Raw genomic sequence first — 21,425 nt, 5'->3', positions numbered from 1 at the left:
CGCCTGTCAATCAGGAGCCTCGCGATGGCCGACAAATTCCGTATCGCCTTTATCCTCTATCCGCGCCTGACGCAGCTCGATTTCACCGGGCCGTACGAAGTGCTGGCGCGCATGCCGAATGCGGAGGTGATCATCGCTTCGAAAGCTGGCGGCGAACTCAAAACCGAAATGGGGCTGACGTTCGCGAACCTGCGTGCGTTGGCTGACGTCGAACGCGCCGACATGATCATGATCCCCGGCGGGCCTGGGCAAACGGAGGCGATGCAAGATCAAGCCTTCATGGCCGAGGTAAAGCGGCTGGGCGAAAGCGCGCAATACGTGACGTCCGTGTGCACGGGTTCGCTGATCCTGGCGGCGGCGGGGCTGCTCAACGGCAAGCGCGCGGGCAGCCATTGGGCGTATCGCGAATTGCTGGGGATGTTCGGCGCGGTCCCAGATGATGCGCGCGTCGTGCGCGATGGCAACGCGATCACCGGCGGCGGCGTGACGGCGGGGATCGATATCGCGCTGACGATCGTGGCCGACCTCGCTGGCGAGAAAGTCGCCAAGATGATCCAGCTTGCGATCGAGTATGCGCCAGCGCCGCCGTTCAATTGCGGCCGCCCCGAAACGGCAGACGCAGAGACGATCGCTGCCGTGAAGCACTTGTTCTCAGGATTTGCGGCAGAGCGGCGCGAGGCGATCAAGCAGATGACGGGAGCGGCGTGATGCTGGAGCTGCGGCCCAATTGCGAATGCTGTGACCGCGATCTGCCCCCGGAGAGCGCGGAGGCGCGCATCTGTTCGTTTGAGTGCACGTTCTGCGCGGAGTGCGCCGAGGGTGTGCTGAAGGGCGCTTGCCCGAATTGCGGCGGCGAATTGGTGCGTCGGCCCGTTCGACCGGCTGCTGCGCTCGTGAAACATCCCGCCTCAACCAAACGCGTGTTGCGCGCTTCGCCCTGCGCTTAATTGGAGCGCGCGGGTCTTCAGGCCCGCGACGCGCGTCTGAAGACGCGCGCTCCAAAGTGACTAAGCGTTGCCGACGCCTTCGCTGAGCTGTGCCGGATCGAAGCCCAGGCTTTTAATCGCGCGAGTCCACTTATCTTCGTGTTGGTCGTCGAAGATGATGCTGTTGTCGGCGTCGACGATGAGCCAGGCGTTGTGGCGTAGCTCATTCTCCAACTGACCCGCACTCCAGCCGGCGCAGCCGAGTGCAAGCAGGAATCGCTCTGGCGCTTGATCGCCGGCCACGGCTTCCAACACTTCGCGCGTGGCGGTGAGGCGAATGCCGGGGCAGACGTCTTGGGTGCCTTCGCCGGCCGCGAAATCTTCCGAATGCAACACGAAGCCGCGATCTTGGCGCACTGGCCCGCCGTCGAGCACGATGCGGTCGGCGATGTTCTCCTCGGGCTCTAAACCCAAATGGTCGAGCACGTCGGAGAGCGTCAGCTCATCCTTCGGCTTGTTGATGATCACGCCCATCGCGTGTTCGCCGTCGTGCGCGCACATCATGATGACGGAGCGCTCGAACCGGGGATCGCCGATCCCTGGCATAGCGACAAGAAGCTTACCCGCGAGCGTATCTGGCATGACCCTATCGTCGGGCTGGCGGCGCTTTCGCGCAAGAGGGCGCTCGCATCTGGCGACCGCACCCCCTAAATAGCTGGAAAGTTTCAGGGAGAGGCTCCGATGATCAAAATTGGCGATGCGTTGCCGGACGTACAATTCAATGTTCCCGGCCCCGAGGGCATGAAGCCGCTGCGCACGGCGGACGTGTTCGCCGGCAAGACCGTTGCGCTCTTTGCCGTGCCGGGCGCCTTCACGCCGACCTGCTCGGCGCGGCATTTGCCGAGCTTCCGCGATCACCTCGCCGATTTCAAAGCTAAGGGCGTCGATGTCGTCGCTTGCACAGCGGTTAACGACCATTTCGTGATGGGGGCGTGGGCCAAGGATCAGAACGTGTTCGGCGAGATCGTCATGCTGGCTGACGGTTCAGGGGAATTCGCTCGCGCTGTCGGCCTCGATGCGGATTTCTCTAAGTTCGGGATGGGACCGCGCTCCAAGCGATATTCAATGATCGTCAAGGACGGGGTGGTATCCCAAGTGAACGTCGAAGAAGGCGGTGAATACAAGGTTTCCAGCGCGGAATACCTGCTTGGCCAATTAAGCTGAGCGTAACGCTTTAGGGCTGCGAGCCGCAGAAGCGGCGGAGGGACAGGAATGCCGACTCTCGTTTTGATTTTCGCTGCGATGGCGCTTGTGCTGGCGTTCAGCGCGATCAAGGTCGTGCCGCAGGGCCGACAATTCACGGCCGAACGCTTCGGGCGTTACACGCGCACGCTGAAGCCAGGCATCTCATTCCTCGTGCCGTTCGTCGATCGCATCGGTCGTCGTCTTTCCATGATGGAAACCGTGCTCGACGTGCCGCGCCAGGACGTGATTACGAAGGACAACGCGGTCGTCTCGGTTGACGCCGTTGTGTTCATTCAGGTGATCGATGCGGCCAAGGCCGCGTACGAAGTCGAAAACCTGCGTCTCGCCATTCAAAATCTCTGCATGACCAACATCCGTACGGTCGTCGGCGCGATGGATCTCGACGAAGTGCTCTCCCAACGTGACTCGATCAATGCGCGCTTGCTCGGCGTTGTCGACGCCGCAACCGACGCATGGGGCACGAAGGTGATGCGGATCGAGATCAAGGATCTGTCGCCGCCGCAAGACATCACGCAATCCATGGCCCGCCAGATGAAGGCGGAGCGCGAACGTCGCGCGCAAATTCTCGAAGCCGAAGGCGATAAGCAAGCCGCCATTCTGCGCGCTGAAGGCGCCAAGCAGGCTGCGATCCTCGAAGCCGAAGGCCGCCGCGAAGCCGCATTCCGTGACGCTGAAGCGCGCGAGCGGGAAGCTGAAGCCGAAGCGAAAGCGACGGATATGGTCTCTCAGGCCATCGCCAAGGGCGACGTGAATGCGATCCGCTACTTCCTTGGTCTGAAATATGTCGAGGCGTTCGGTGAACTCGCCACCTCCAACCAGCAGCGCACGGTGATCGTGCCCGCCGATCTGGGCGGCTTGGCGGGCCTGGTCGAAGGCTTGCGCGCGCTGAATACGCAGGCTGAGGGCGGGGCGGCTGCCGCGCGCACGTCGGTGCCGCCGACGCGGTAACGCTGGCAGGCGGCGCTGCGAATTGCTACATTAGTTTCATGGACGCGCTGATAGCCTTGTTCTCCGAATTCGGCCCGCAGCATTGGGTCGTATTGGGGCTTATCCTGCTGATCGCCGAAATGGCGACGGGGACGACCTATTTGCTTTGGCCTGCGGTGGCGGCGTTTTTGACGGCGCTGGTCTCCTGGCTCGGCCTCACCAATTGGATCGCGGAGCTTGCGATCTTCGGCGTGCTGGTCGTTGTGCTGACCGCGTTTGGCCGACCGCTGGTGCAGCGCTGGCGCAACGAGGGCGCGGCGAGCGGCTTGAACGAGCGCTCGGCGGCGCTGATCGGTGAGGGCGCAATTGTCACCAATTTCGCGAACGGCGTCGGCTCGGTGAAGGTGCAAGACACGGTATGGCGCGCGGTGAGCGACGAGGCGCTTGAGGCAGGCCAGCCTGTGGTGATCGCCGGCGTCGATGGCGCAACGCTGAAAGTGAAGCGCGCTTAAACTAATCCCGCGCCGCATCGAGCGCTTTGCGCATGCGCGTCAGCGTCGGCAAAATGCGCTTGATTTCCGCGGCAGGAAGAATCTTCAAAAACTCCGCCAGCACCGGCGTCATACGTGCAATCGCGGCTTCCCGCGCCGCGCGCCCTGAGCGGGTGATGCGCGCGATCTTGCCGCGTCCATCCTCTGGGTCTGGCGAGAGCGTGATATAGCCCGCCGCTTCCAAGCGTTGCAGCGTGTTTGTCATCGCGCCTTTGGTGACTTGGAAATTGCGCGCAAGCTGCGTTGGGCGCTGGGCCTCACGGCCGAGGCGCACGAAATTGCTGAGCACGCCATAGCCAGCCAGCGACAAACCGTCCGGCAACACACGTTCAAACGCGGCGCCGGAGAGTTGGGCGATAATGCCAATTTCGTTGAAGACTTCGAACGCTCGAAGGGCGTCGTCCTCGGGTTTGCTCATGCCGATATATGCTCCGCAAGACCCCGGCGCGGCGATGGGCCGACCTGGCGGGCGTAGCCGACGCGCACGAACATCTGCACGCGCGCATCGCCCGGTGCATTCATCAAAGACTCGGCCTCGACCATCAAGTCCGCCATTTCGGGATATTCCTGCAAAGATTGACTCCAGGGGTGCATGCCAAGGCCTGCGCCGGCGGCGGCGAGGTTCACGCGCGCATAAGCGCGACCAGCCCCGATTTGCGTCGTGCGCGTATTGTCGGCGGTGGTGATCCAGGCAAAGGCCGGCGCATTGAGCGCAAGCGGGCGATAGGCTTCGTAGCCTTGCTTTACCAACGGGTTGTTCACGTCCGCCATGATTTCATTGTTGAGCAGACCGGTGGCGCGCGCGAATTCGATCATCGGCCCGTCAAGCACGAGTCCATCACGGTGTCGGGCGATGTCGGCGGCGCCGATGCGCATAAGATCGACGCTCTCCTGATACGCGGCCGGCGTCAGGATTTCGGTTTCGAAGGCGTCCCACGCCAGGCGCCGCAGATCTTCGCGCAGTGCGCCGCTCGTGCTGGTGTTGAAGCTTACCGCGTCGCCTGCGGCCGCGCGCATTGCCTCCAATACGTCGTCGGGTATCGCGCGATCTTCGTAGGCTTCGCGATTGGTGCGGCGGGCGAGGATGAGATCGAACAGCGGATCTTTGACCAAGGCTTCCGGCGTCAGGCGTACATGCGCGATCGGTCGTGCGTCGAGCAGGGGCTGCGGTTCGCCGTCTGGCCAGAGCGTGATTTCCGCCCGATAGCCGTTGGCGCGCGCGGCGAGGTCGAACATCTCGAGAAACGCGCCGCAGCCCAACACGATCTGGCGATTGAATGGGTCGGTGGCGGGAAGCAGACGCTCCAGGTCGACGCGGAAGACGAACTCATTGTCGCCCACCAGTTCGATCAGCCAGGGCTGACGATTGTGTGGGTTGGGGGCGAGAATAGCGTGCGCCAGGGCAAAGCGGCGCGGGTCGGTCTCGCCCGCGCCAGGCATGCGCCATGCGGCGATTGGGTCGGGTAGATCAGAGGGCGCGCAGCCGCTCAACGAGGGCGCAAGCGGGGCGGCGGCAAGCACGGCGAGCACATGGCGGCGGGAGAGCATGGTCGTCCTCTAGTTCAACGTTAAACTATAGATGGTTTAACGATGAACCAAACGGTCGTCAAGCGCTTCTGCTCATGCCGAAGCTTAAATTTAGGGACGCAGCGCCGCGCTGCAGCTGACACGGCGATATTCGAACGTGTAGGGATCGGAGCCATCCGCGCGGGAGATCGTGGCGGTGAGGCGATTGCGTTCGCGGCGATACTCGATCAGTTGAGGATAGTCGTGCGCGGGATTTTCGAACTGCGCGATGTTCGGAATCGGCTGAGCTTGCTCGCGCATGACGAAGGCTACAGGCGCGCCGCCGTTGGGCATCGCGACGAAGCGCGGGTGGCCGCCGTCAGCGGCGTCGATACGCATCTGCTCCCAGCCTTGCACCGCGCCTTCGCCTTCGGTGTAGGCATAGCCGAAGAGCGCAGGGCCGGGCGGATCGATCCAGACCTCGGTGGTTTGCGAACCGCTCTCCGCCTCCCGCGGCGCCTCGGTGCGCCAGCAGCCTTTGAGCCAGGTGAGGTTGTCGAGCGTTTGCGCATGCGCGGCAGGCGCGAGCGCGAATGCGGCGAGGATGAGGAGCGTGCGCATGAACGGAGCGTGCGCGCGCCGCGCGCGAAGCGCAACGCTATTTGAGCGTCTTGATCGCGCTGCGGGCCAATTCGTCGGCGCGGTTGTTGTTGACGTTGTCGCTATGGCCTTTGACCCATTTCCATTCGACTTCGTGCGCCGCATTCGCCGCATCTAAGCGCTTCCACAAATCTTCGTTCTTCACCGGCTTCTTGTCGGCGGTTTTCCAGCCGTTCTTTTTCCAGCCGTGGATCCATTTCGTCAGGCCGTCCATGACGTATTTGGAATCCGTGTGCAGGCGCACTTTGCTCGGGCGCTTCAGCGCTTCGAGCGCCATGATCGCGGCCATCAGCTCCATGCGATTGTTCGTTGTCGCGGCTTCGGCGCCGGAGAGTTCTTTCTCTGTGCCGGCATAATGCAGGATCGCGCCCCAACCGCCGGGGCCCGGATTGCCGCTGCACGCGCCATCCGTCCAAATGTCCACTGTGTTGCTCATGGCGTCGCTCTAGCGGGATTCGGCGCGTCGCAATCAGGGCGGCGGATGAGCCAAGCGATCCAAGCGGTGAAATAGCCGGTTGGCACGCCTACCATCGCAAATTGAAGGGCATCGAGAAACGCCTCTTCGATGTCGGTCAGATCGCCCAATGTCAGGATCGCTAAGAGCGTGATGAGCGCGGCGGCGGCCGTTCCGCCCAAAGTGAAATACATGACGCCGCTCGTCACTTTCATGCGCTTAGCGAGCAGATGTAGGGGAATGCCAATAAGAACCAAGATGACGAACGCCGCGATAGTTATCCACGGCAGCCAATGAATGAACCGGTTGGCAAACAGTATTGTGGGCACAACCGTCGCAGGCGCGTCAAGCAAGCTCAGAAGTCCTGAAATCAGCGCACCAAAAAGGCCGGCAGCAAGTGGCGACAAAAGACCAGCGAGCAGCAAGCGAAGCTTAACCGCCATAATCTCCCGCGCCTTTTGCCTTGCGGTGGAATGCGAGCTTGTCCGCGTATTCCAGCGGGTCTTTGGGTTTCACCATCGCGCCGGGGGGCGTGTCGCCCCAATCGGTGAGGCGGGTGGCGAAGAAGCGGAGTGCTGCGCCACGGCAGAGCGTGGGCAAGGCTTCGCGTTCGGCATCGGTCAAAGGCCGGATGGTTTCGTAGGCGGCGATCATCGCCGCGCCGCGAGCGAAATCAAATTCGCGCGGCGTGGCGAAGCACCAAGCGTTGAGGCAGATTGCGAGGTCGTAGGCCAGGAAATCGGTGCAGGCGAAATAGAAATCGATCAGGCCGGTGAGGCGATCGCCGATGAAGAGCGCGTTATCTGGAAAGAGATCGGCGTGGATCGGCCCGCGCGGCAAGTCTTTCGGCCACGCGGCGCGGACCTCCGCGACATCGCGCTCGATCAAGCGCGCAAGGCCGGGGCGAAGATACTCAGCTTGGGCCAAACGCGGCGCGATCAGTTTTTCCCAGCCATCGACGGAGAGCGCATTCGCGCGCGTCAGCTCAAAGCCGTCGAGCGCCACATGCATGTGCGCCAACGCTTCGCCGATCGCGGCGCAATGGCCGATGTCGGGCGAACGCGGCCACACGCCTTCGAGGAAGGAAATGATGGCGCAGGGCTTGTTCTTGATCTTCGTGTAGAGCGCGCCACTCTTCGTCGCGATCGGCAGCGGCGCCACTACGCCGCGCGTGGCGAGGCGCTCCATGATCTGCATGAAGAAGGGCAGATCGGCTTCGTTGGTGCGTTTCTCGAAAATCGTAAGGATGTATTGGCCCTTCGGCGTACCGAGCGCGAAGTTCGAATTCTCCACGCCTTCGGCAATGCCTTTGCATGAGGTCGCGGGCCCGATGTCGTATTCGGCGAGCAGGGTGGCGAGATCAGAATCGGAGAGTTGGGTATAGACGGCCATACTAGCGCTGTTCGATCCGCGTCACGTTCCGCTCTTCATCCAGATGCACGATCCAGCCGGCGCTGTGGTAGCCGGCCAGCATGGCGCGCGTGATGCGCTCGTAGTGCATGACGAAGCGGTCGAGCGCTAGGTTTTCTTCCGGACTGAGCGGTCGGCCCAAGGTCTCTTCCTCTTGCTGCCCCCGCCAAGCGCGGACAATCTCCCAAGAGGGCGCGCGGAGGTAGATCAGGGCGTCGAAGGCGGAGAAAAAATCGGCGTAATCCGTGGCGAGCAGGTCGCGCGTGTATGTGCGCCAAGCGCGGTTCGTATCTTCGGCTTCGATGGCGTTTAGTGACGTGGGATCGGGGGAGGGCGCCAGCGCGCCGACGCACCAACCGTCGAACAGGATGGCGTCCGGCTTGCCGGTGAAGGTTGGCCACGTGTTCTCGGGCGCACGGTGATCGTGGGCTTTGTCGAAGCGCGGCAAAGGCGTGCGCGTGGCGGCGTCTGCCTGTTCCAGCGCGGCGATGGTTTGATCCGCGAGATCGAGATCATGCGTGCCCGGCGGGCCGCGCGTGATGCAGAGCGGATGCACCTCGTCCGCCAGCGCCACGCGCTCAGCGCGTGTGAGGTACACGTCGTCGAGCGAAAAATGCGCGATGCGCGGATGCGCGGTCGCAAAGGCGCGGCATAGATAGGATTTGCCAGAGCCTTGCGCGCCGCCGATTCCTATGAGGGCGGGACGATTGGGATTGTCCGTGCGCGTTTCGGTGATGAGCTGCGCCAAAAGCGACGAGATGTTCGTGGTCGCGCTCATTCCCCTCTCCCTCGCGGAGAGGGGCCAGGGGGTGAGGGGCGGTGAGTTGCGTCAGGCGCCTGCATGTTTGAACGCCCCTCCTCCCCTGACCCCTTCTCCGCAAGGGAGAAGGGGAACGTACTACTCCACCAACGCGCGCGGCAGTTTGAAAACGACGTCTTCCTTGGTAACGCGCACTTCTTCGACGTTCGCGTCGAAGCGCGCGGCGATGGCGGCGATCAGGTCTTCGACCAAATCTTCCGGCGCGCTGGCGCCGGCGGTGACGCCCACCGTGCGCACGTCAACGAACCAAGCCCAATCCACATCGTCGGCGGACGCGACGAGTTGCCCGTCGCGCGCGCCGGCGCGTTTGGCGACTTCGACCAGGCGCACGGAGTTCGAGGATTTCGGCGAACCAATCACCAGCACGAGGTCCGCTTGCTCCGCCATCGCTTTCACCGCGTCTTGGCGATTGGTGGTGGCATAGCAGATGTCTTCCTTGTGCGGCGCTGCGATGCCGGGGAAACGGCGTTGCAGCACGGCGACCATCTCAGCGGTATCGTCCACCGAGAGCGTGGTCTGCGTGACAAACGAAAGCTTCGACGGATCGCCAGGCTGGAAATTCTCCGCGTCCTCGACGGTCTCAAGCAAGGTAATCGCACCGGCCGGCAATTGCCCCATGGTGCCGATCACTTCGGGGTGGCCGGCGTGGCCGATCAGCACGATCTCGCGGCCGGCGTTGAAATGGCGCTCGGCTTCGACGTGGACCTTGGACACAAGCGGGCAGGTCGCATCGACGTAAATCATCTCGCGCTGCCGGGCTTCGGCCGGCACGGATTTCGGTACGCCGTGGGCGGAGAAGATCACCGGCCGGTCGAGCGGGCACTCGTCCAATTCTTCCACGAACACCGCGCCGAGCGCCTCCAAACGCTCCACCACGTGGCGGTTGTGGACGATCTCGTGGCGCACATAGACCGGCGCCCCCCATTTCCGGATCGCCTGCTCAACGATCTGGATGGCCCGGTCCACGCCGGCGCAGAACCCGCGGGGGGCCGCCAACAGGATTGAAATGGGGCGTTTTTCTGGCAAGCGGGCCTCTGGGGCGAAGTTTACACGCATGGCGCCAGGGTTAGTTGCCCAGGGCCGAACCGGAAGCTATCACGACCCGATGCCGATTGCCTGCGGGTGGGGTGAGGCATGCAGCCGCCGCTGCGTGGCCCCTTTTGGTTCGGCGTGAGAGGGTTCTAGATGAAGCTTCCGGCAGCTTTGATGCTTTCGTTTGCTCTGGCCGTGACGGCCGCGTGCTCGTCCACGAGCACGCCAACGGTCGAACTGCCGGGCGGCGTTCTGCCGGAAGAGCAGAACCGCGAAGTCGCGCCGCCGAATTTCTTCGATCGCCTGCTCGGCAATGATGACCGCCCGAACGTCGGTCCGTGCCCGCTGATGGGCGTGCTGTACGACAGCGCGCGGATCGTCGATTTCGCAGAGCCTGGTCAGCAGCGTTATGCCAATATTGAATACACGGGCGAGATGAACGGCGTGCGCGGGCTGTGCCGTTACGTCGATGCCGATCCGATCACGATGGCGCTTGAAGTCGATATGTCATTTGGCCGTGGCCCTGCGGCGAATGCAGAGCGCCATACCTATCGCTATTGGGTCGCGGTGGCGCGTCGTGGTCGTGCGCCGATCGAGAAGGTCTATTTCGACGTGGACGTCGAATGGGAGCGCGGCCAGTTGGTGGCGAACCGCCGCGAGCAGATCGAGCGCATAGTGATCCCGCGCGCCAACCCAGAAATCTCAGGCGAGAATTTCGAGATCTTGGTCGGCTTCGAGCTTACGCCCGAGCAGCTGCAATTCAACCGCGACGGCCGCCGCTTCCGTATTGATGCGGCCGACAACGCGGGCTGATTTTGAGGCAGTAGCAGTGGAAATTGGGCAGTAGCGGCGGCGCTTGCGGCCGTGCGCTTGCTTGCAACCTCATTGCTCACTGCCTATTGCCTATTGCCATCATGAAAGACCTCGCGACCGCATTGAGCGCGGCTAACGCCGCCGTTTTCACAGAGCTTGGGCTCGACCCGAAGCATGCGGACGTGCGTCGCTCGGATCGCCCGGACCTTGGTGAGTTTCAGGCCAATGGCGCGCTGGCGGTGGCGAAGGCTGCGGGCAAAAAGCCGCAAGAGGTGGCCCAAAGCGTCGCTGCGGGCTGGAATGCGACGGACTTGGCTGAGACGCCCACGATCGCAGGGCCGGGCTTTCTCAATTTCAAAGTGACGCCGGACGCGCTGGCGAAGCGCGCGCAATTCGTGGCCGACGATGCGCAGGCGGGCGCGAGCGCCGTTGAAACGAAGCGCCGCGTCGTTGTCGATTATGGCGGGCCGAACGTCGCCAAGGGCATGCACGTCGGGCACCTGCGCGCCTCGATCATCGGCGAGAGCGTGAAGCGCATCTATCGCTTTCGCGGCGATGAAGTCTGGGGTGATGCTCATTTCGGCGATTGGGGCTTCCAGATGGGCCTCGTCATCACCGCGCTTGAGGATGAACTTGGCGGCTTCGACGATCGCGCAAAATTGGATGCGCGCTTGAAGACGCTTACTCTCGAGCAGCTCGAAGCGATTTATCCCGCGTATGCGGCAAAGGTGAAAGACGGCGATGTCGACGTGCGCGATCGTGCGCGCAAGGCGACGGCGGCGTTGCAAGGCGGCAATCCGCTCCATCGCGAAATCTGGAGGGCGATGCACGACGTTTCGATGGCGGCGCAGAAGCGGGATTTCGCGAGCCTCGGTGTGAACTTCGATTTGTGGCTGGGCGAAAGCGATGCTGATCCGTTGATCGCCGACATGGTCAAAGACCTCGAAGCCAAGGGGCTTCTGGAGGAAGACCAGGGCGCGCGCATTGTGCGTGTCGCTGGGCCCGGCGAAAAGAAAAAGAAGAAGTTGGATGACGGCAGCGTGGTCGAGGTCGAGAGCCCCGATCCATTGTTGGTCGTGTCGAGCGAAGGCTCAGCCATGTACGGCACAACCGATCTCGCCACCATCGTGCAACGCGTGCGCGATCAGAAGCCGGACATGATCCTTTACGTCGTCGATCAACGCCAGGGCGACCATTTCGAGCAAGTCTATCGCGCCGCCGCCAAGGCCAATTACATCGCGCGCGAGAAGCTGGAGCATGTCGGCTTCGGCACTATGAATGGCGCCGATGGCAAGCCATTCAAGACGCGCGCGGGTGGCGTGCTGAAGCTGCAAGACCTTATAGGCCAGGCCGAAGAAAAAGCGCGGGAGCGGCTGAAGGAAAACGAGATTGGCGCGGATTTCTCAGAAGAGGAATTCGAAGACGTCGCCCACAAGGTGGCGATCGCGGCGATCAAGTTCGCCGACCTCTCGAACTTCCGTGGTACGTCCTACGTGTTCGACCTCGATCGCTTCATGAGTTTCGAGGGCAAGACGGGGCCGTATCTGCTCTACCAAGCCGTCCGGATCAAAAGCATCCTGCGGAAAGCTGACGAGCAGGGGGTGACGCCGGGACCGATCGCGATTGCGCATGAGTCTGAGCGGGCGCTGGCGTTGGCGCTTGATGCGTTCGATGGTGCGTTGCGCACGGCTTACGACAAGAAGGCGCCGCACTTCCTGGCCGAGCACGCCTATGCGCTGGCGCAGGCGTTTTCGAGCTTCTACACGCATTGCCCGATCTTGCCGTCCGAGGGGGCCGTCCGCGCGTCGCGCTTGGCGCTGGCGGCGGCGGCGTTGAAGCAGCTGACGCTAACGCTCGATCTGCTCGGCATCGACGTGCCGGAGCGGATGTGACCTGGCGTTACGCCCTTGCGTCATCGCGTTTCGGCTCGCACGCTAGGCCAAAAGGTGAGGAAACGACGATGGCGCAGGCGCAGGTCAACGGCATTTTGATCGAATATGAGACGCACGGCGCCGACGATGGCGTGCCGCTGCTGCTGATCATGGGCCTGGGCGTGCAGCTGACGCGCTGGCCGCAGGGGCTTTACGAGAAGCTGGTTGCGCGCGGTTTTCGCGTCATTCGCTTCGACAATCGCGACGTCGGCCTGTCGCAAAAATTTTCCGGCGCACCGACGATTGAGAGCGTCATTAGCGCGCGCATGCAGGGGCGGAAGCCGGACATTCCTTATACGCTGGATGATATGGCCGCGGACGCCGTTGGCTTGCTCGATGTCCTGGGCATCGAGCGCGCGCATATCGCGGGCGCGTCGATGGGCGGCATGATTGGGCAATTGGTGGCCGCCGATTATCCTGAGCGGGTGCTTTCGTTCACTGCGATCTTCACCACGACCGGCAATCCGGCGCTGCCGCCGTCGCAGCCAGACGCGATGGCCGTGCTCACCACGCGCGCACCTGATCCGGATAAGGATGTCGAAGCGTTTCTCGCGCATTCCGTGCGCAGCTCGCGCACGATTGGCAGTGCGGCGTATCCGTTAGAGGAGAGCTATCTGCGTGAGCGTGCGCTGCGCGATGTGCGCCGCTGCTACGAGCCGCTTGGCGTCGCGCGCCAGCTTGCGGCCGTGATCGCCAATGGCGACCGCCGGCCGAAGCTGGCCAACATCAAGGCGCCGGTTGTCGTGCTGCACGGCGACGCCGACCCGCTCGTTCCGGTCGAGGGCGGGCGTGATCTTGCGGCGAGCGTACCGGGCGCGGAGCTGCGCATCATAGAAGGCATGGGCCACGATCTGCCGCCCGCACTCTACGGTGCGGTTGCGGACGCGATCAGCCGTGCCGCGGAACGCAGTCGCGCCATGGCCTGAGCTTGGATTGCGTCATGTGTGACATGACCATGGAGGTAATTGTCGGCGGGCGCTCGGAACGCTGATCCTTTGCGCAGCAGAGGAGATCAGCATGAATCCCAAGGCAATTGTCACAGCATTCCTGACCGCGATGGAGCGGATGGACTATGACGCGGCGCTCAAGTGCGTTTCGTCCGATTGCGAATACACCAATCTCCCAATGGGCACGGTCACCGGTTCAGAGGGAATTCGCGGCGTGCTTGAGCCATTCTTTGCGCCGATCGCGGAGAATGAGTTCAAGCTGCTTCGGATGGCGGTGGAAGGTGATGTCGTCTTCGTGGAACGACTCGATCGCCACCGGGTCGGCGATAAATGGTTCGAACTCCCGGTCGCCGGCGTATTCGAAGTGCGTGACGGTCGCATCACGGTATGGCGTGAATACTTCGACCTCGGCACTTTGCAGCGCGGCCTAGCGTAATCGGCGCGGGCGTTCGAAGCGCCCATTAGTCGTGCTTTGCATTCACCTTGTGCGAGAGCTCGACGATCCAATCCATCAACGCGAACGCCACGCCCGATACGATGAACACCATATGGATGATGGTGTACCAAAGCAGGTGTTGCTCTTCGTATTCATGGATGTTCATGAAGATCTTGAGCAGATGGATGCCCGAGATCGCGACGATCGAAGCGATCAGCTTGATCTTCAAGCCGCTGAAATCGAGCGTGCCCATCCATTCGGGGCGATCGGGATCGCCCTTCGCGGCATCCATCTTCGAGACAAAATTCTCGTAGCCCGAAAAGAGAATGATCAGCACCAGATTGCCGGCGAGCGAGAGGTCGACCAGCGTCAGCACCAGCAGGATGATGTCCGTCTCGTCCATCGTCAGCACCTGCGGCATCTGCAGATAGAGCTCGCGGAAGAATGTGACGATGAGGATGCCGAGGGCGGCGATCAGGCCGAGATAGACCGGCGCCATCAGCCAGCGGCTCGTATAGATGATCCATTCGATCGCCGCTTCCAGGAGTGGTGTGCGGGAGCGGCGGGATTTGGCGTCGTCGGTCATGCTGGCCCTCAAAATGCGGCGCGAACCTAGGGGTATCCGTAGCCGCCGCCAAGCGCACTCCCGTAAGGAGAGGCTTGCCGAAATGAGGGAGCCGGGCCGATGCTCGCCTCATAGCGAGGGGAGGAAAATATGTACGAGCACGGAATGATCGCGCCGGTGGTGGCATTGGTGATCTGGACGCTGATCATGTGGGTCTGGATGTACGCCACGCGCATCCCGGCCATGCAGAAGGCCGGCATCAAGCCGGGGCAGGCGACGAAATCGGCGATGGAAGCACTACCGAGCGCGAACGTCGCCAACAATTACAACCATCTGATGGAGCAGCCGACGATCTTCTACGCCATTTGTTTCTCGCTCCAATTCTTGGAGCAGACGCAGGAGATCAATATCGGCTTGGCGTGGACCTATGCGGCGCTGCGCGTCGTGCACTCGCTCATCCAAGCGACGACGAACTTCATCCCGTTGCGCTTTCTTGTGTTCTCGCTGGCGAGCCTGGTGCTGGTGGCGCTGACCTTCCACGCCGCGATCGCGGTTGGGTTCGTGCAGTTCAACTTTGGGCATTAGTCGCATCGGACCGCTGGCGGCGCCGGCGGTCCGACGCTTATTCCATCTGCGCGATCCATTCGCGCATCAGCGCGACGCCGCGATCGTCGACGAACTGACGACCAGTCTCAGGCATCATCACGCCGGGATCGGTGGATTCCATGCGATAGAGCAGGATCGAGCGCTCGGGATGCCCAGGCTCGATCGCGAATTCATAACCGGCTGAACCACGCCCTGCCGCGACCGGGCGCTTCAGCACGCCCCATTGGATCGGTTCGTGTTGGCCCCAACGCAGATCGAGGCCGGACGTATGCGCCGGCCCCTGTGGATTATGACAATGCGCGCAATTCACATCGAGATACGCGCGTGCGCGTTGTTCGAGTGTGCCGGACGAGGCGTCGTATGCTTGCGGGACACTTGGCATGCCGGATTCAGCCAAACCGTCCAGCATCCCCAAGCGCCGCCACACATCCAACTGAGGTGCTGTCTCGCCTTCAATGATGATACGATTGTGGTCTCTTCCGCCGACAGGCGGTGCATCTTCAGCACCGCCGATGGCAACCGTCGGATACGTCATGGGTCGATTCAAATTCCGCGCGGTCGGTCCGATCGGCGTGACCTCACCAGCGAGGTCGTGGCAGCCTTTGCACTGATTGCGGTTCGGGACGGCCCAATCGAGAGTGATCGCCTCGCCATCTTCATCGGTGAAGCTGACCGGGATGTTCGCGCCGATCGGTGAGAGGCGCGCTTCGGTCTGGTCTTCATTCCAAACGTAAGGCAGCGCGATCCAGCCGTCGGCGCGGCGGATGAGTAGCCGGGTTTCGAGGAAGCGGACGTTCTGCGTCGGCTGACGCATATCGGCGGCGAAAGCGAAGGTCTTGATCAGCACCGTGCCGACTGGAAAGTCGAACACGCCCTCCGGATTGTACCGCGCCTGGGCGCCCGGCGGCACATAGACATAGCGAAACTTCAGCGCGCCGTCGGAATAGAGCGGCGTGTTGAGATCGTAGGGCGTGACGCCAGCGACTGGCTCACGCGCGCCCGCATCGCTGAAGAAGCCGTACGCCGACAGAAGCTGCGGCGGCCGCTCCGCACTGATCGCGGCGACATTCACCGTTGGCGGCGCCTGCGCGACCGCGCCCGCCGTCAGCATGACGACGAGCGAGAGCGCCGCGAAGATCGACCAGCGCATGGCCTAGTTTCTGATCCGCACTTGCTCCGGCTCGGCGATTTCGAGCAGCGGCGGCGGCGTGGGGCTGGGGGCCGCCTCCGTCAGCGGCGAACCGGCGACTGGCATGCCGAGCGAAAGGAAGCTGCTGGCGCCCGTGCGCGTCGAGCGATTGTCGCGGATGGCGATGCGGACGTTCTCCGTGCGCGGCGTGCCGCCTACGGAATACATCGTCGCCCCATCCCAGAGCACGTCCGGCAATGGCACGCCCATCTGCGCCAGCGCCGCCAGATCGCCAGCCGGCGCGAAGCCCGTATTGCCGAAGCGATTGTTGCGGATGACGATGTCGCGCGCGATCGGGTTATAGTCGCGGTCCTCGAAGCTGTCGCGATAGGCGCTGATCAGCACGTTGACGGTGCCGTTGTCGGCAATGTCATTGTCGAACACGTGCACATTGCGGTTGGCCATGATCAACACGCCGGTGCCTGTCGGCACGCCGGCGACGATATTGCCGGCTGGGGCGAAGTTCGGCGTGTCGTTGTTGATGATGCGGTTTTCGAACACGCGGACATTGTGGCCGCCCTTTTGCGGCAGGCCGGGCAGGTCGAACACGAGGATGCCGCCGGTGTTGCGGGTCGCGGTGTTGCGGAAGACGTCGGCGTTAAAGCTGTTCTCGATCTCGATGCCGGCGACGTTGAACTCGGCAATGTTCTCGCGAACGATGATGTTGCGCGATTGGCCGACATAGATGCCAGCGTCCGACGCGCCGCGCGCGATCGAGCGCTCGATCAGCACGTTATCGCAATTGACGGGGTAGAGGCCATAGGCGCCGTTGTCGGGGCTCGGGCCGCGTGTCCATTCCACGCGCACTTCGCGGATATGGATGCCGTTGCAATCGCGCGCCTTGACGGCGTCGCCGCGCGCGTTCTCCACCCCGAAGCCGCGCAACGTCACATTGTCGGAGGTGATGAGCAGGCCTTCTGCGCCGCGGCGCTGGCCGTCGAACGAGAGCACGGAGCGGTCATGGCCTTCGCCGCGGATGGTGACGTTGTCGACGTCGAGCGAAAGCCCGCCCGTGAGTTCGAAACGGCCGCGCGCGAGCTGCACCGTATCGCCGGGCTCGGCCTCGATCAGCGCGGTCTGCAATTGTTGCTCGGCCTCGGGGCCCGGACGGATGCGCCAGGTGCGTGCGTCGGCGACGCCAACCATGACTAGCGCCGCTGCTGCGGCGGCTGCGAACAGCCTCATTCTCTTCTCCCCGTTATGAGCGGAGAAAATCGCGGACTGGAGCCTGCGTGTAAAGCTACGTTCGGCGTTTGCCTTTAGCGGCGGGAGCCGAAACGGGCGACGATGTGGATCAAATCGCGCACTAAGGTGGGGTGACGCGCCGCAAGAAGCCCGGCGGCGGCCGTGATGCCGAGCGTCATAAGCGGTCGGTCGCGGGCGATGTCGCCGAGCCCCATCGGCAATTCGTCCAGCAATTCGGCCTGCGCGACAGCGGTCTCGCGCTCACGCTTGCGGGCGCGCATCGTGGCGATGAGCGCGAAGACGGCGATCACGAGGGCCGCGGCAAGCGCCACGATCGCGGCCGAACCCGCGGCGCCGACGCTGGGTTCAATCAGCGCGTAAAGTGCAAAGCCAAGCGCGAATACGGCCATGACCGCGGCGGCGCTTGCGGCAGCAGTTGCAATGACTGCTGACATGGCGCGGTCGAACATTAACGGCGGCTCCCGAGCAGCAGGCCGACCAGCAGGCCGACGCCTATGGCGGTCGCAGCCACAGCAACCGGACGTTCGCGCCATTGGCGCTTCAGATAGCGATGCGCCTCATCCAGACCGTCCTCGACGGCGGCGTGTGCGGCCTCATAAGCCTCTTCGGCGCGCTCGCGGGCTTCCTCTGCAAGCTCGGCGGCGCGCTTTGCGCGATCGTTGGCCATGAAAATCTCTCCTTGCCCAATCCTACAGGAGATCGGTTAGGCTCGCGTTCACGCAAGCCCATGTGGCGAATTAGCAGTGTAGAGCGCATGAGCGAGCCAAAAGTTCCCGATCAACCCAAGACTTGGCCTGTCATCGTGGCGGTCGCCATTAACCTTATTCCGATCGTCGGCATATTGCTTTGGGGCTGGAGCGCGTTCGCATTGATCCTGCTCTATTGGCTGGAGAATGTGATCATCGGCGTGCGCAATGTGGCGTCGATGTGGGCGAGTGCAGTTTTCGGCGGCGGTGGGCTGATGCTGCCGGCCGCGGCGTTCTTCAGCGTCTTCTTCACCTTCCACTACGGCCTCTTCTGCCTCGTGCACGGCATCTTCGTGATCTCAATGTTTGGCGAAGCGGAGAACGGCGCCTTCATGGGCGACTCTTTGTTCGATGTCGCTGGAGCCGTGCGTGGCTTGTTCGCGACGCAGATGAATTTGGCGGTTGGTTTTGCCTCGATCATGCTCTGGCAGGTCGTGCAATTCATTCTATTCCTTGTGCGTGGTGATGCTGCGCGCACCAACCCCTTGGAATTGATGGGCGCGCCTTACCCGCGCATCATCGTGCTGCACGTTGCCATTATCTTCGGCGGCTTCTTGTTGATGGCGCTCAATGTGCCGGCTGGTGGCTACGTTGTTTTGGCGCTGGTGAAGACGGCGTATGACGTCGCTGAGATCAGAGGCAAAACGCCGGGCTTTACCGCGCGCGGCCTCGGTTCAAAGCAAGCGGCGGGCGGCGGCGATGATACGCAGGGTCTCGTCCCATAGGCCGAGCGTTTCGATCTCCGCGAGAGAGAAGAAGCGGGCGTCGCGCGCGTCGTCGCCGGCTTGCGGTTCGCCCGCTATCCAGCGCGCCGCGTAGTCGATCAGCACGTAATGACCCCAAACGTCATTCTCACCACGTCGTGTGAGCACGGCGTCGACCACATCAACGAGGCCGATGAGTTCCGCGTCGCAGCTCGTCTCTTCCTTCAACTCGCGGAGTGCGGCGTCCGCCGCGCGCTCGCCCCATTCGATCCGCCCACCGGGGATCGACCAGCGATCTTCCATCGGCGGCGCGCCGCGTCGGATAAGCAGAACGTCGTCGCCGCGCAGGCACACGACACCCACCGCAGGGGTCGGCGATCGTTTCGGCTGCTCAGACATCGGCGCTCCGCATTTCGTTCCATCCTCATTCTGATCTCGCGACCCGCAACTGCAAAAAGTTTGGCGCGCGGACCCGATTCTGCTCCGCGAAGAGGTGAGTCGGCGCCGACTCGGGCTTGCTCAGGCGCGACTTGGTGGAGGTGAGTCCCGTCTCGAAGAGGTGCTGCGACGCGTCGGGCGATCAGAGCAACGCGCCACTGCGACTGTCGATGCGATCCGGCAGGAGAGGGCGTGTTGGAATGCGCCGCGCCCACATTGCGCACGCCGTCGCTTGTCACAAAATGAGCGGCGCTTCACGCGCGCAAGGCGGATCTATGCACGCTGTGGCGCGGATGTGCGTGTTCTGAAACGAGAGAGCGCCTTATCTGCGCGCCGCGCGTCGCATCGAAAATAATTTAATAAAATTAACGGCTTCGATCCGCGTTTGCGGAGCCGCAAAAAGGAAGAACCGCGACACTTGCGTGTCGCGGTTCTCTTGTTCTGATCAGACGCTCCCTTGAGAGCATCCGGCAGAGGCTTAGCGCTTAGCGGCCTTTTTGGCCTTCGCCTTCTTCGCCTTCTTAGCAGCGGTCTTGCGCGGTGCTTTCTTCGCGACCTTCGCCTTCTTCGGCGCTGCCTTCTTCGCCTTTGCCTTCTTCGCTACCTTCTTCGTAGCTTTCTTTGCTTTCTTAGCCATGCCCTGGCTCCTCTAGTGTCACTGCGACGAGCCGCAGTACGTCTTCATAATGTCATGTGCAAGCGAGATCGCCAGAGAAATTTTCTCGCGCGGCGATTTTGCAACATCGCATCAATTGAAAATCGATGTGACGACATCACGAAAGCGACGCCGATGTGTATCGATTCGATGCGCACGTCACGGCACGAGTGCGCGCGGGTTCATCACACCATTCGGATCAAGCGCGCGCTTCAATGTGCGCATCATCGCCACCGATTCGGGATCTTTGTAGCGCACGAGATCATCTGCGCGCGTGATGCCGATGCCGTGCTCGGCTGAGATCGAACCATCGAGCGCGTAGGTCACTTCATAGACCTTTTGGGTCAGCGCATCGCCTGGGAAGTCCGCCTCGGCCATGCCGTCGGGCTTGATGATCGTGTAGTGGAAATTGCCGTCGCCCATGTGCCCGAAAGCGACGAGGCGCACGCCTGGACAATAGTCTTCCATCACCTTGTCGGCGCGTTCGAGGAAGTCCGGCGTCTTCGAAACCGGCACGCTGACATCATGGATGACCTGCGGGCCCTCGGGGCGATGGCCCATCGGCACGTGTTCGCGTATGGCCCAAAAATTCTTGGCCTGCGCGTGATTTTCAGCAACTACGGCGTTGAGAACGAGGCCGCTTTCCATCGCCGAGGCCAGCGCGCCTTCCACTGCGTCGCGCAGCCCTTGCGCCTGCGCCGCCTCGAACTCGATCAGCACCAGCATCGGTGCGCCGGGCAGCGGGTCGCGGCTGTTCGGCACGTTCTTCATCACCAGATCGACCGAGAGCCGGTTCATCACTTCGAACGCGGCGACCGCGCCGGTGGCGGCCTTCATGTGATGGAGTAGCGTCAGGGCGTCGCGGGCGTTGGCGACGGCGGCGAGCGCCACCTCGTGACCTTGCGGGCGCGGGAAGAGCTTGAGGCTGGCGGCGGTGACGACGCCCAAAGTGCCCTCAGCGCCGATGAAGAGCTGCTTCAGATCGTAGCCGGTGTTGTCCTTGCGCAGGGACTTCAATCCGGAGAACACGCGGCCATCCGGTAACACCGCTTCGATGCCAAGGATGAGATCGCGCATCATGCCGTAGCGCAGCACGTGCACGCCGCCAGCGTTCGTCGAAATGAGTCCGCCGATTGTAGCGCTGCCTTCGCTGCCGAGGCTGAGCGGGAAGAGCCGATTCGATTCGGCCGCACTTTGCTGCACTGCAGTCAGCACCACGCCGGCCTCCGCGATCATGGAATCATTGTCGACGTCGATCGTGCGGATGCGGTTCATGCGTTTGAGGGAGAGCAGCACCTCGCCCTCGGGAATTTGGCCGCCCACGAGACCGGTATTGCCGCCCTGCGGCGTGATCGCGACGCCGGCTTCGGCGCACATGCGCACGAGATCAGAGACCTCCTCGGTGCTTCCGGGCATGGCCAGGAAGGGTGTGCGGCCATGATAGCGGCCGCGCCATTCGGTCAGGTGCGGGGCGATGATGTCCGGATCGATCGAATGGCCCTTAGGGCCGAGGCGGTTGGCGAGGCGGGCGAAGAGATCTTGTGTCATGCGCCCATGTTAGGCCTGCGGACGCTGCGTCTCCAGCGCTCGCGGCTGCATTCGCGTGAAGTGGCGCGATGTTTGAGGAGAATGGACGT

General features: G+C 62.7%; 28 protein-coding genes. 11 read left to right on the top strand and 17 right to left on the bottom strand.

Annotated elements, in window-relative coordinates; all coding sequences use genetic code 11:
* The first annotated feature begins 24 nt into the window (after nucleotides 1–24).
* A complete protein-coding gene (locus EPJ54_RS06760) occupies nucleotides 25–708 on the top strand; it encodes a DJ-1/PfpI family protein (RefSeq protein WP_135210882.1) in 684 nt (227 codons plus the stop codon).
* Nucleotides 708–947, top strand: coding sequence for a DUF1272 domain-containing protein (locus EPJ54_RS06755; RefSeq protein ID WP_135210881.1), 240 nt, complete (start codon nucleotides 708–710; stop codon nucleotides 945–947). The genes EPJ54_RS06760 and EPJ54_RS06755 overlap by 1 nt, the downstream gene beginning before the upstream one ends.
* 60 nt (nucleotides 948–1,007) lie before the next feature.
* Here EPJ54_RS06755 and EPJ54_RS06750 read toward each other — a convergent pair whose 3' ends face one another.
* A complete protein-coding gene (locus tag EPJ54_RS06750) occupies nucleotides 1,008–1,568 on the bottom strand; it encodes a YqgE/AlgH family protein (protein ID WP_135210880.1) in 561 nt (186 codons plus the stop codon).
* A gap of 99 nt (nucleotides 1,569–1,667) precedes the next feature.
* Here EPJ54_RS06750 and EPJ54_RS06745 point away from each other — a divergent pair, with 99 nt between their 5' ends.
* From EPJ54_RS06745 to EPJ54_RS06735, 3 genes are read left to right on the top strand one after another with little or no spacing between them, the layout of a single operon-like run.
* On the top strand, nucleotides 1,668–2,150 hold the full coding sequence (locus EPJ54_RS06745) for a peroxiredoxin (RefSeq protein ID WP_135210879.1): 483 nt from the start codon (nucleotides 1,668–1,670) through the stop codon (nucleotides 2,148–2,150).
* A 48-nt stretch (nucleotides 2,151–2,198) separates the two neighbouring features.
* Complete coding sequence (locus EPJ54_RS06740; protein ID WP_135210878.1) at nucleotides 2,199–3,140, top strand: SPFH domain-containing protein; 942 nt, start codon at nucleotides 2,199–2,201, stop codon at nucleotides 3,138–3,140.
* 38 nt (nucleotides 3,141–3,178) lie between these two features.
* Complete coding sequence (locus EPJ54_RS06735; RefSeq protein ID WP_135210877.1) at nucleotides 3,179–3,631, top strand: NfeD family protein; 453 nt, start codon at nucleotides 3,179–3,181, stop codon at nucleotides 3,629–3,631.
* 1 nt (nucleotide 3,632) lies between these two features.
* Here the strand turns inward: EPJ54_RS06735 and EPJ54_RS06730 are convergent, their stop codons facing one another.
* The 8 genes from EPJ54_RS06730 to ispH all read right to left on the bottom strand — a co-directional run bounded on the left by EPJ54_RS06730 (nucleotide 3,633) and on the right by ispH (nucleotide 9,576).
* The gene (locus EPJ54_RS06730) at nucleotides 3,633–4,088 is read right to left on the bottom strand and encodes a MarR family winged helix-turn-helix transcriptional regulator (RefSeq protein ID WP_135210876.1); all 456 of its coding nucleotides are present in this window, start codon (nucleotides 4,086–4,088) and stop codon (nucleotides 3,633–3,635) included.
* A complete protein-coding gene (locus EPJ54_RS06725; RefSeq protein WP_135210875.1) occupies nucleotides 4,085–5,218 on the bottom strand; it encodes an Acg family FMN-binding oxidoreductase in 1,134 nt (377 codons plus the stop codon). Before EPJ54_RS06725 ends, EPJ54_RS06730 begins: the two co-directional genes overlap by 4 nt.
* Nucleotides 5,219–5,308: 90 nt before the next feature.
* Nucleotides 5,309–5,797, bottom strand: a complete 489-nt coding sequence (locus EPJ54_RS06720; RefSeq protein ID WP_135210874.1) for a DUF6265 family protein — start codon at nucleotides 5,795–5,797, stop codon at nucleotides 5,309–5,311.
* 37 nt (nucleotides 5,798–5,834) lie between these two features.
* A complete protein-coding gene (gene rnhA / locus EPJ54_RS06715; RefSeq protein ID WP_135210873.1) occupies nucleotides 5,835–6,272 on the bottom strand; it encodes a ribonuclease HI in 438 nt (145 codons plus the stop codon).
* Complete coding sequence (locus EPJ54_RS06710; protein WP_135210872.1) at nucleotides 6,269–6,733, bottom strand: hypothetical protein; 465 nt, start codon at nucleotides 6,731–6,733, stop codon at nucleotides 6,269–6,271. Before EPJ54_RS06710 ends, rnhA begins: the two co-directional genes overlap by 4 nt.
* Entirely contained in the window at nucleotides 6,723–7,682 is a 960-nt protein-coding gene (locus EPJ54_RS06705) for a homoserine kinase (RefSeq protein WP_135210871.1), read from the bottom strand. The genes EPJ54_RS06710 and EPJ54_RS06705 overlap by 11 nt, the downstream gene beginning before the upstream one ends.
* A gap of 1 nt (nucleotide 7,683) precedes the next feature.
* Nucleotides 7,684–8,478, bottom strand: coding sequence for a kinase (locus EPJ54_RS06700; RefSeq protein ID WP_135210870.1), 795 nt, complete (start codon nucleotides 8,476–8,478; stop codon nucleotides 7,684–7,686).
* A gap of 120 nt (nucleotides 8,479–8,598) precedes the next feature.
* Nucleotides 8,599–9,576 carry a 4-hydroxy-3-methylbut-2-enyl diphosphate reductase gene (gene ispH, locus EPJ54_RS06695; RefSeq protein ID WP_135210869.1) on the bottom strand — a complete coding sequence of 326 codons (978 nt, stop codon included), beginning with the start codon at nucleotides 9,574–9,576 and terminating at the stop codon, nucleotides 8,599–8,601.
* Nucleotides 9,577–9,705: 129 nt separating this feature from the next.
* Between ispH and EPJ54_RS06690 the strand changes: the two genes are divergently transcribed.
* The 4 genes from EPJ54_RS06690 to EPJ54_RS06675 all read left to right on the top strand — a co-directional run bounded on the left by EPJ54_RS06690 (nucleotide 9,706) and on the right by EPJ54_RS06675 (nucleotide 13,679).
* Nucleotides 9,706–10,365 (top strand): hypothetical protein, encoded by a 660-nt coding sequence (locus tag EPJ54_RS06690; protein ID WP_239590781.1) that lies wholly within the window; start codon nucleotides 9,706–9,708, stop codon nucleotides 10,363–10,365.
* A 101-nt stretch (nucleotides 10,366–10,466) separates the two neighbouring features.
* Nucleotides 10,467–12,257, top strand: a complete 1,791-nt coding sequence (gene argS / locus EPJ54_RS06685) for an arginine--tRNA ligase (RefSeq protein ID WP_135210868.1) — start codon at nucleotides 10,467–10,469, stop codon at nucleotides 12,255–12,257.
* A 68-nt stretch (nucleotides 12,258–12,325) separates the two neighbouring features.
* Complete coding sequence (locus EPJ54_RS06680; RefSeq protein WP_135210867.1) at nucleotides 12,326–13,222, top strand: alpha/beta fold hydrolase; 897 nt, start codon at nucleotides 12,326–12,328, stop codon at nucleotides 13,220–13,222.
* A gap of 91 nt (nucleotides 13,223–13,313) precedes the next feature.
* On the top strand, nucleotides 13,314–13,679 hold the full coding sequence (locus EPJ54_RS06675; RefSeq protein WP_135210866.1) for a limonene-1,2-epoxide hydrolase family protein: 366 nt from the start codon (nucleotides 13,314–13,316) through the stop codon (nucleotides 13,677–13,679).
* Between the two features lie 25 nt (nucleotides 13,680–13,704).
* On the opposite strand, the gene EPJ54_RS06670 is transcribed toward EPJ54_RS06675, so the two are convergent.
* Nucleotides 13,705–14,265 carry a TIGR00645 family protein gene (locus EPJ54_RS06670; protein WP_135210865.1) on the bottom strand — a complete coding sequence of 187 codons (561 nt, stop codon included), beginning with the start codon at nucleotides 14,263–14,265 and terminating at the stop codon, nucleotides 13,705–13,707.
* 129 nt (nucleotides 14,266–14,394) lie between these two features.
* Between EPJ54_RS06670 and EPJ54_RS06665 the strand changes: the two genes are divergently transcribed.
* Nucleotides 14,395–14,829: an MAPEG family protein gene (locus EPJ54_RS06665; protein ID WP_135210864.1), complete on the top strand. Its 435-nt coding sequence runs from the start codon at nucleotides 14,395–14,397 to the stop codon at nucleotides 14,827–14,829.
* A gap of 37 nt (nucleotides 14,830–14,866) precedes the next feature.
* On the opposite strand, the gene EPJ54_RS06660 is transcribed toward EPJ54_RS06665, so the two are convergent.
* From EPJ54_RS06660 to EPJ54_RS06645, 4 genes are all read right to left on the bottom strand, one after another.
* Nucleotides 14,867–16,000: a hypothetical protein gene (locus EPJ54_RS06660; RefSeq protein ID WP_135210863.1), complete on the bottom strand. Its 1,134-nt coding sequence runs from the start codon at nucleotides 15,998–16,000 to the stop codon at nucleotides 14,867–14,869.
* 3 nt (nucleotides 16,001–16,003) lie between these two features.
* A complete protein-coding gene (locus EPJ54_RS06655; RefSeq protein ID WP_135210862.1) occupies nucleotides 16,004–17,224 on the bottom strand; it encodes a parallel beta-helix domain-containing protein in 1,221 nt (406 codons plus the stop codon).
* Nucleotides 17,225–17,298: 74 nt separating this feature from the next.
* Entirely contained in the window at nucleotides 17,299–17,679 is a 381-nt protein-coding gene (locus tag EPJ54_RS06650; protein ID WP_135210861.1) for a hypothetical protein, read from the bottom strand.
* A 14-nt stretch (nucleotides 17,680–17,693) separates the two neighbouring features.
* The gene (locus EPJ54_RS06645; RefSeq protein WP_135210860.1) at nucleotides 17,694–17,912 is read right to left on the bottom strand and encodes a hypothetical protein; all 219 of its coding nucleotides are present in this window, start codon (nucleotides 17,910–17,912) and stop codon (nucleotides 17,694–17,696) included.
* Between the two features lie 87 nt (nucleotides 17,913–17,999).
* Between EPJ54_RS06645 and EPJ54_RS06640 the strand changes: the two genes are divergently transcribed.
* The gene (locus EPJ54_RS06640) at nucleotides 18,000–18,716 is read left to right on the top strand and encodes a DUF6498-containing protein (RefSeq protein ID WP_135210859.1); all 717 of its coding nucleotides are present in this window, start codon (nucleotides 18,000–18,002) and stop codon (nucleotides 18,714–18,716) included.
* On the opposite strand, the gene EPJ54_RS06635 is transcribed toward EPJ54_RS06640, so the two are convergent.
* The 3 genes from EPJ54_RS06635 to EPJ54_RS06630 all read right to left on the bottom strand — a co-directional run bounded on the left by EPJ54_RS06635 (nucleotide 18,666) and on the right by EPJ54_RS06630 (nucleotide 21,336).
* Nucleotides 18,666–19,094, bottom strand: coding sequence for an NUDIX hydrolase (locus EPJ54_RS06635; protein WP_135210858.1), 429 nt, complete (start codon nucleotides 19,092–19,094; stop codon nucleotides 18,666–18,668). The two genes, EPJ54_RS06640 and EPJ54_RS06635, sit on opposite strands and share 51 nt — an antisense overlap.
* Before the next feature lie 517 nt (nucleotides 19,095–19,611).
* On the bottom strand, nucleotides 19,612–19,770 hold the full coding sequence (locus EPJ54_RS19770; protein ID WP_167755604.1) for a hypothetical protein: 159 nt from the start codon (nucleotides 19,768–19,770) through the stop codon (nucleotides 19,612–19,614).
* A gap of 177 nt (nucleotides 19,771–19,947) precedes the next feature.
* Nucleotides 19,948–21,336 (bottom strand): FAD-binding oxidoreductase, encoded by a 1,389-nt coding sequence (locus EPJ54_RS06630; RefSeq protein ID WP_135210857.1) that lies wholly within the window; start codon nucleotides 21,334–21,336, stop codon nucleotides 19,948–19,950.
* Nucleotides 21,337–21,425: the final 89 nt, after the last annotated feature.

Origin of the sequence: Vitreimonas flagellata, from assembly GCF_004634425.1 — a bacterium.
In the GTDB taxonomy this organism is placed as follows: domain Bacteria; phylum Pseudomonadota; class Alphaproteobacteria; order Caulobacterales; family Aquidulcibacteraceae; genus Vitreimonas; species Vitreimonas flagellata.
Note: the sequence above shows the minus strand (reverse complement) of the source record. Positions and strands in the feature narration are given on the sequence as shown.